The sequence below is a fragment of the Streptococcus sp. HMSC067H01 genome, assembly GCF_001814775.1.
Classification (GTDB): Bacteria; Bacillota; Bacilli; order Lactobacillales; family Streptococcaceae; genus Streptococcus.
Genome location: NZ_KV817781.1, coordinates 65,851 through 72,638, shown reverse-complemented (window position 1 = coordinate 72,638; position 6,788 = coordinate 65,851). Strand labels below are relative to the sequence as shown.

Annotated in this window: 6 protein-coding genes; 5 read left to right on the top strand and 1 reads right to left on the bottom strand. The window is 39.8% G+C overall.

The genetic code is table 11. From position 1 onward, the window contains the following. The first annotated feature begins 86 nt into the window (after positions 1-86). Positions 87-1,493, top strand: a complete 1,407-nt coding sequence (atpD, locus tag HMPREF2987_RS01735; protein ID WP_036757320.1) for a F0F1 ATP synthase subunit beta — start codon at positions 87-89, stop codon at positions 1,491-1,493. Positions 1,494-1,503: 10 nt separating this feature from the next. Further along, positions 1,504-1,923: a F0F1 ATP synthase subunit epsilon gene (locus HMPREF2987_RS01730; protein ID WP_075229066.1), complete on the top strand. Its 420-nt coding sequence runs from the start codon at positions 1,504-1,506 to the stop codon at positions 1,921-1,923. A 195-nt stretch (positions 1,924-2,118) separates the two neighbouring features. Here the strand turns inward: HMPREF2987_RS01730 and HMPREF2987_RS01725 are convergent, their stop codons facing one another. Next, positions 2,119-3,132, bottom strand: a complete 1,014-nt coding sequence (locus HMPREF2987_RS01725; protein WP_075229065.1) for a lactonase family protein — start codon at positions 3,130-3,132, stop codon at positions 2,119-2,121. A gap of 209 nt (positions 3,133-3,341) precedes the next feature. Here HMPREF2987_RS01725 and HMPREF2987_RS01720 point away from each other — a divergent pair, with 209 nt between their 5' ends. The 3 genes from HMPREF2987_RS01720 to HMPREF2987_RS01710 all read left to right on the top strand — a co-directional run bounded on the left by HMPREF2987_RS01720 (position 3,342) and on the right by HMPREF2987_RS01710 (position 6,747). Then, positions 3,342-4,505, top strand: coding sequence for an AI-2E family transporter (locus HMPREF2987_RS01720; protein WP_075229064.1), 1,164 nt, complete (start codon positions 3,342-3,344; stop codon positions 4,503-4,505). After that, positions 4,495-5,727, top strand: coding sequence for a tetratricopeptide repeat protein (locus HMPREF2987_RS01715; protein ID WP_075229063.1), 1,233 nt, complete (start codon positions 4,495-4,497; stop codon positions 5,725-5,727). The genes HMPREF2987_RS01720 and HMPREF2987_RS01715 overlap by 11 nt, the downstream gene beginning before the upstream one ends. Before the next feature lie 183 nt (positions 5,728-5,910). Next, positions 5,911-6,747 carry a DegV family protein gene (locus HMPREF2987_RS01710; RefSeq protein ID WP_075229062.1) on the top strand — a complete coding sequence of 279 codons (837 nt, stop codon included), beginning with the start codon at positions 5,911-5,913 and terminating at the stop codon, positions 6,745-6,747. The last annotated feature ends 41 nt before the right edge of the window (positions 6,748-6,788 follow it).

Below are 6,788 nucleotides of genomic sequence, written 5' to 3'. Positions count from 1 at the left end.
ACGTGGTTTGAATTTGATTTTCGAAGAGTATTAGGACCTAGTTGAGCTAGGAACCGACAGTATCTTATACAGAATAGGAGAAGTAGATGAGTTCAGGTAAAATTGCTCAGGTTATCGGTCCCGTTGTAGACGTCATGTTTGCAGCAGGTGAGAAACTACCAGAGATTAATAATGCACTTGTCGTCTACAAAAATGACGAAAGAAAAACAAAAATCGTCCTTGAAGTAGCCTTGGAGTTGGGAGATGGTATGATTCGTACCATCGCTATGGAATCAACTGATGGCTTGACTCGTGGTTTGGAAGTATTGGACACAGGCCGTCCAATCTCAGTACCAGTTGGGAAAGAAACTCTAGGACGTGTCTTCAACGTTTTGGGAGATACCATTGACTTGGAAGCTCCTTTTGGTGAAGATGCAGAGCGTCAGCCAATTCATAAAAAAGCACCAACTTTTGATGAATTGTCTACCTCTTCAGAAATTCTAGAAACCGGGATCAAGGTTATCGACCTTCTTGCCCCTTACCTTAAAGGTGGTAAGGTCGGACTCTTCGGTGGTGCCGGAGTTGGTAAGACCGTATTGATCCAAGAATTGATTCACAACATTGCCCAAGAACACGGTGGAATCTCAGTATTTACTGGTGTTGGGGAACGTACTCGTGAAGGGAACGACCTCTACTGGGAAATGAAAGAATCAGGCGTTATCGAAAAAACAGCCATGGTATTTGGTCAAATGAATGAGCCACCAGGAGCACGTATGCGTGTTGCCCTTACTGGTTTGACAATTGCTGAATACTTCCGTGATGTAGAAGGTCAAGACGTTCTTCTCTTCATTGACAACATTTTCCGTTTCACACAAGCTGGTTCAGAAGTGTCTGCCCTTTTGGGTCGTATGCCATCAGCCGTTGGTTATCAGCCAACCCTCGCAACAGAAATGGGTCAATTGCAAGAACGTATCACGTCAACTAAGAAGGGTTCTGTAACCTCTATCCAGGCTATCTACGTGCCAGCGGATGACTATACTGACCCAGCGCCAGCAACAGCCTTCGCTCACTTGGACTCTACAACAAACTTGGAGCGTAAATTGGTTCAATTGGGGATTTACCCAGCCGTTGACCCACTTGCTTCAAGCTCACGTGCCTTGGCACCTGAAATTGTTGGAGAAGAGCACTATGCAGTAGCTGCAGAAGTTAAACGTGTTCTTCAACGTTACCATGAATTGCAAGATATTATTGCCATCCTTGGTATGGATGAACTTTCTGACGAAGAAAAGACTTTGGTTGCTCGTGCACGTCGTATCCAGTTCTTCTTGTCACAAAACTTCAACGTTGCGGAACAATTTACTGGTCAACCAGGTTCTTATGTTCCAGTAGCTGAAACAGTTCGTGGCTTCAAAGAAATTCTTGACGGTAAATACGATCATCTCCCAGAAGATGCCTTCCGTGGAGTAGGTTCAATCGAAGATGTTATTGCTAAGGCTGAAAAAATGGGATTTTAAGAGGTGATCTATGGCTCATTTAACTGTCCAGATCGTGACACCAGATGGCCTCGTCTATGACCACCATGCCAGCTTTGTATCGGTACGAACTCTGGATGGTGAGATGGGGATCTTGCCACGACATGAAAATATGATTGCGGTTTTAGCGGTTGATGAAGTTAAAGTCAAACGCATCGATGATGATACTCATGTGAACTGGATTGCAGTAAACGGAGGAATCATTGAGATTGCTAAAGATGTCATTACCATCATCGCCGACTCAGCTGAACGTGCTCGTGATATCGATATTAGCCGTGCAGAACGTGCTAAACTTCGTGCAGAGCGTGAAATTGAAGAGGCACAAGACAAGAATCTTATCGACCAAGAACGTCGTGCTAAGATTGCGCTTCAGCGTGCCATTAACCGTATCAATGTCGGAAATAAATTATAAAATAAAAATGAACTTGATTAGACAAGTTCATTTTTATTTTATCTTATACTCAATGAAAATCAAAGAGCAAACTAGGAAGCTAGCCGCAGGCTGCTCAAAGCACTGCTTTGAGGTTGTAGATAAGACTGACGAAGTCAGTCACATATATAATCCAAGGCGAAGCTGACGTGGTTTGAATTTGATTTTCGAAGAGTATTAGTCAGCAAAACTGATACAAACTGCCTCTGGGACATGGAAGTCATTAGACAATTCTGCCAGGCGACCTGTTTCTGGGTTGCGCTTAAAGACTGTTGCATTGTCAGAATCTTGATGAACTGCGATGAGAAATTCTTGATCAGGAGTCAAATCAAAGTCACGAGGGGTTTTACCACTTGTAGGGACAAATTCAAGTAGTTCTAAACTACCGTCAGCGAGAATAGTGTATACCGCAATAGAATCATGTCCACGATTAGATGCGTAGAGATATTTTCCATCTTTTGATAAACGAATAGCAGCAGTACCATTAAATCCATCATAATCTTGTGGTAAAGTAGAGATGGTCTGCATGCGTTCAAATTCACCAACACCGTCGTAAATCAATACCTCAATTGTACTATTTAATTCACAAATCAGGTAGGCAATCTTATAGTGATGATGGAAAACAAGATGGCGAGCACCTGCACCAGCTTGACAGTTATAAGTCGCGATTTTACTTAGCTTACCCTCTGCTGTCACATGGTAGCTAGTCACTTCATCAGTACCCAAATCACAAGTCACTAAATATTGGTCTGGAGTCAAATCAGTGTAGTGGACGTGGGGAGAAGTTTGATTTGCATGAGGACCATGGCCACTATGTTGGTCCATGTCAGTCAATACAAGACTGCCATCCTCTTTTCGTTTATAGACTAAAACTTGTCCCTTGTGGTAGTTAGCACCATATACTAGGCCACGTTTCTCATCGACGGCAACATAACAATGTGGGGCACCCTCTTCGACTACATGATTTAGTAAAGTACCATCAGTCTGATAAGCAGCGATACCACCTTGCCCGTCTTTACTACCTACTGAATAGAGGTGATTTTTTTGATCAAATGCAAGATAGGTAGGACTTGGCTCAGCAGCAAACAGTTTAAGATTTGCTAATTGTCCAGTTTCTGTATCAAAATCAGCTTGGTAAATACCTTGGGACAAACGACGAGTGTAGGTCCCGAAATAAATAGTTTCAATCATATCTATACCTCGAAATAAAGATGTTTCTATTATATCATAAATTAGGAGACCTGAAAAAATAGAGGGTAGAAGTCTAGCAATTCTAAGTATAAAAGTAGTAAAAGACGTGAGCATGGTTTCGAGATATTCTCATCTTCCTTAAACGCTTTAAAAACGGTTTATTCTTAGTAAAAATGGTATAATGAAAAGACAAAAGAAAGGAAGTAGATATGGAACAAAAAGAGAAACAGTTTAATCTATCTTGGTTTTTTAAGTGGTTTTTAGATAATAAAGCCGTCACTTTTTTCCTAGTAGCCTTGCTATTGGGACTCAATATTTTTATTCTCAGTAAAATCAGCTTTTTATTTATCCCTGTTGTGGATTTTCTATCGGTCGTTATGCTGCCAGTTATTTTATCGGGCTTACTTTTCTATCTTTTAAATCCTATTGTTGATTTGCTTGAACGATACAAGGTAAACCGTGTCCTTGCTATTAGTATGATCTTCGTTGTGATTGCTATTCTCTTGATTGTTGGACTAGCCGTGGCAATTCCAAATCTTCAACGTCAAGTAATTGTTTTTGCGCAAAATGTACCAAGTTATCTCGAAGATGCTGACAGAGTTATTAATGACCTTGTAACCAAGCGTTTACCAGATGATTTCAGACCCCAACTGGAACAGGTTCTTGCTAATTTTTCAACACAAGCAACTGCCTGGGCAAGTAATATTTCATCAAAAGCTGTGAACTGGGTGAGTGCTCTTATTAGCGGAACGTCACAAGTCATCGTCGCTCTAATTATCATGCCGTTTATGCTCTTTTATCTCCTAAGAGATGGAAAAGGTTTAAGAGATCATATCACTCAATTCTTACCAAATAAATTGAGAGAACCAGTTGGTAAGGTTCTTTCAGATGTCAATCAGCAACTTGCTAATTATGTTCGAGGTCAAATTACTGTAGCCGTTATCGTGGCTATCATGTTTATTATCTTGTTCAAGATCATTGGCTTAAGATATGCGGTGACACTTGGAATTACTGCGGGTGTTTTAAATCTCGTTCCTTACCTTGGAAGTTTCCTTGCCATGATTCCAGCCCTAGTCTTAGGTTTGATTGCTGGACCTGTCATGCTCTTAAAGGTTATCATCGTCTTTATCGTTGAGCAAACCATTGAAGGTCGTTTTGTTTCGCCACTGATTTTAGGTAGCCAGCTTAATATTCATCCAATTACCATTCTATTTGTTTTGTTAACATCTGGCTCTATGTTTGGTATTTGGGGAGTATTGTTGGGAATTCCTGTCTATGCTTCAGCCAAGGTTGTTATTTCTGCGATTTTTGAATGGTATAAAACTGTCAGTGGTCTCTATGAGCTAGAAGAGGAGGTTGAAGGTGAACAATAGTCAAGAAATGCTTGAGGCCTTAAATCAGCAGGATTTAACAAGGGCTGAACATTATTTCCAAAAAGCACTTGTAGAAGACCCCGATGACCTACTGCTAGAGCTCGCATATTATCTAGAAGGTATTGGATTTTATCCTCAAGCTCGTCAAATCTACGAAAAACTTGCTCCAGTATTTCCAGAGGTAAATCTCAATCTAGCAACTATTGCTAGTGAAGATGGTCAAATAGAAGAAGCATTTGCTTATCTGGAAGAAATTCAACCTAACAGCGATTGGTATGTATCTGCACTTGTTTTGAAGGCAGATTTCTACCAAATGGAAGGCTTGACGGATGTAGCTCGTGAGAAGCTCCTAGAGGCGCGTAGCTACTCTGATGATCCTCTCCTAATATTTGGTCTAGCTGAATTAGATAGTGAGCTAGGAAATGATTTAGAAGCGATTAAGGGCTATGCACAACTAGATAATCGCGAGCTATATGAACAAACTGGGATTTCAACCTATCAGCGAATTGGAACTGCCTACGCTCGTCTTGGAAAGTTTGAATCTGCAATTGAATTTTTAGAAAAAGCTTTGGAGTTAGAGTATGAAGATCAAACTGCTTTTGAATTAGCGAGTCTTTACTTTGACCAAGAGGAATATCAAAAAGCTGTCTTATATTTTAAACAGTTGGATACTATTTCTCCAGATTTTGAAGGTTATGAATATGGCTATAGCCAGGCTCTACATAAGGAACATCAAACTGAGCAAGCCTTACAGATAGCTCAACAAGGTTTGGAAAAAAATCCTTTCGAGACACGTTTGCTACTCCTTGCCTCACAATTATCTTACGAATTACATCAACCTGAACAAGCAGAAGCTTACCTTCTTCAAGCCCAAGAAGATGCAGAGGACCAAGAGGAAATCTTATTGCGTCTAGCAACTATGTATCAAGAACAGGAACGTTATGAGGATATTCTAGCCTTAGAAGTTTATGAGCCAGAAAATCTCTTAACTAAATGGATGATCGCAAGGAGCTATCAAGAAACTGAAGATTTGGATGCAGCATTTGAATCTTATCAGGAATTGCTTCCAGAATTAAAGGAAAATCCAGAGTTTTTGGAGCTATATATTTACCTCTTGCGTGAACTTGGGAAATTCGAAGAAGCTAAAGTCCAGATTCAAAGTTATCTCAACCTGGTTCCTGATGATATACAGATGCAGGATTTGTATGAACGTTTATTGTAATGTTAAAGTAGTCGTCTTACTAGGCGGCTATTTTTATATTCATCTATAATACGAAGAAAATTACTGAAATTAGGTTACGAAATTCAAAGGATACAGTATGAATTTTTAGCATTTTTTTGATATAATTGATATAGTTAAATTGAAAAACTCGCTTTATCGGTGAGACATAGAAAGATTTGAATTATGACACAAGTAAAAATTGTAACGGATTCGTCAGTTACCATTGAACCAGAAGTGGTCAAAGCATTAAATATTACCGTTGTTCCTCTCTCTGTAATGATTGATAGTGTTCTTTATTCGGATGCTGATCTTGAAGAAGGGGAGTTCCTTCGTTTGATGAAAGAGAGTAAAAATCTCCCTAAAACGAGTCAACCTCCAGTGGGACTTTTTGCTGAGATTTTTGAAGAGTTGAGTAAGGATGGTAGTCAGATTTTAGCCATTCATATGTCGCATGCCTTATCTGGCACTGTAGAAGCAGCTCGTCAGGGAGCCAGCCTATCGACTGCTAAAGTAACTGTAGTAGATAGTTCTTTTACAGACCAAGCTCTCAAGTTTCAAGTTGTTGAAGCAGCCAAATTAGCTCAAGAAGGGAAAGATTTAGAAACAATCTTGGCGCATGTAGAAGAAGTCAAGAAAAATACAGAGCTCTTCATTGGTGTTTCTACCTTGGAAAATCTTGTTAAAGGTGGTCGTATTGGCCGAGTTACAGGTCTTTTAAGCTCTCTATTAAATATCCGAGTAGTCATGCAGATGAAGGATGACGAGTTGCAACCTATCGTGAAAGGACGTGGTTCCAAGACCTTTAAAAAATGGTTGGATGAGCTAGCTTCAAAATTATCAGAACGTTCTGTTGCAGAAATTGGAATTTCTTATTCAGGCACTAATGACTGGGCTAAAGAGATGAAAGAAGTCCTACAAGCCTATGTTGAAAAACCAATCTCTGTCTTAGAAACAGGTTCAATTATTCAAACTCACACAGGTGAAAATGCTTGGGCTATTTTGATAAGATATGATTCCTAAAAAAATAAAGAAAATCGCAAGAAATAGCGTTTTTGACTTGA